This window comes from Microbacterium sp. (assembly GCF_031988965.1).
Taxonomy (GTDB): domain Bacteria; phylum Actinomycetota; class Actinomycetes; order Actinomycetales; family Microbacteriaceae; genus Microbacterium.
Map to the genome: position 1 here is coordinate 1 of NZ_DALZXX010000300.1, position 1,075 is coordinate 1,075.

At 72.6% G+C, this 1,075-nt stretch carries 2 protein-coding genes and 1 pseudogene; 2 read left to right on the forward strand and 1 reads right to left on the reverse strand.

What is annotated here, in order from left to right; all coding sequences use genetic code 11:
* On the reverse strand, window positions 1–225 hold a 225-nt coding region (locus RTM68_RS18925), incomplete at its 3' end, for a DeoR family transcriptional regulator (protein ID WP_312173883.1).
* A 101-nt stretch (window positions 226–326) separates the two neighbouring features.
* Between RTM68_RS18925 and RTM68_RS18930 the strand changes: the two genes are divergently transcribed.
* On the forward strand, window positions 327–851 hold the full coding sequence (locus tag RTM68_RS18930; protein WP_312173885.1) for an acetylxylan esterase: 525 nt from the start codon (window positions 327–329) through the stop codon (window positions 849–851).
* A pseudogene (locus tag RTM68_RS18935) lies at window positions 824–1,075 on the forward strand (acetylesterase); the annotation flags it as partial. The gene RTM68_RS18930 and the pseudogene RTM68_RS18935, both read left to right, overlap by 28 nt.

The window sequence follows — 1,075 nt, forward strand, 5'->3', positions numbered from 1 at the left end:
CTGGCGCTCGGGCGACACGGCCGCAGCAGCGCTCGGACGGTGGCCGGCGAGCAGCCGCATCCCGCCACGCACCCGCTCGACGACGCCCTCGTCGGCCAGCTGATCGATGTCTCGACGCACGGTCATCTCGCTGACCTGCAGAGCAGCCGCGAGTTCGGGGATCGATGCCGCACCGCGGTCGCGCGCCGCCGCGAGGATGCGCTCTCGTCGCTCGGTGACCAGCACGCGCTCTCCTTCCGGTGGGGCCTCCAGTCTGCCACGGGGCCGCCCGCCGCTCCGCCCCTGACTCACCCCCGATCGACCACTCTCACAGGACCCACGCACGCATGACCCTCCCCGCTCCCTATGACACCTGGTTCCCCGCTGCCGCCTTCGATGCCAGCTACGGTCACACGCTCGAGACGCTGCGCACGATCGCGCCGATCGCGCCACCCGAGGGCTTCGCGGAGCGCTGGATGCGGTGGCGCGACGAGGCACGGCAGGTGGATGCCGCGCCGGTGGTCCTGTCGGTCGATTCAGCAGAGGGCAGGCGCGTCTCGGTGATCGAGTACTCGGGGGTCGACGGCACGCGCCTGCGCGCCTGGGTCGTCGACCCCGTCTCAGAGGTCGCGCGCGTCGGCGTCGTGCACAGCCACGGGTACGGAGGGCGTGACGCGGTCGATCTCGCCCGCGTGCCCGACGATGCGGCCGCGATCTTCCCGGTCGCGCGAGGCCTGCCGACGCTCAACGCCGGCGTGGGCGCCCCCGAGCTGACCGCCGAGCACGTGCTCGCGGGCATCGATGACCCCGATCGGTACTCGCTGGGGCTGTGCGCTCGCGATCTGTGGCTCCCGACGCGCTCGTCGCCCTGAACGGCGATGTGCCTCTCTACTATGTGGGCGAGAGCTTCGGCGGCGGTATCGGCTCGCTCGCCCTCCCCTGGGACGACCGCTACATCGGCGGAACCCTGATCGTGCCGAGCTTCGGCCAGTACGACGAGCGGCTGGCGGTGCACTGCCTCGGCAGCGGCGAGGCAGTCCGCGCGCACGTCGCCGCGCACCCCGAAGCCCGCGACGTCCTGCGCTGGTTCGACGCG

Excerpts from the sequence above, each read along its gene's own strand:
- RTM68_RS18930 (WP_312173885.1), top strand. The coding sequence starts at position 327 with ATGACCCTCCCCGCTCCCTATGACACCTGGTTCCCCGCTGCCGCCTTC.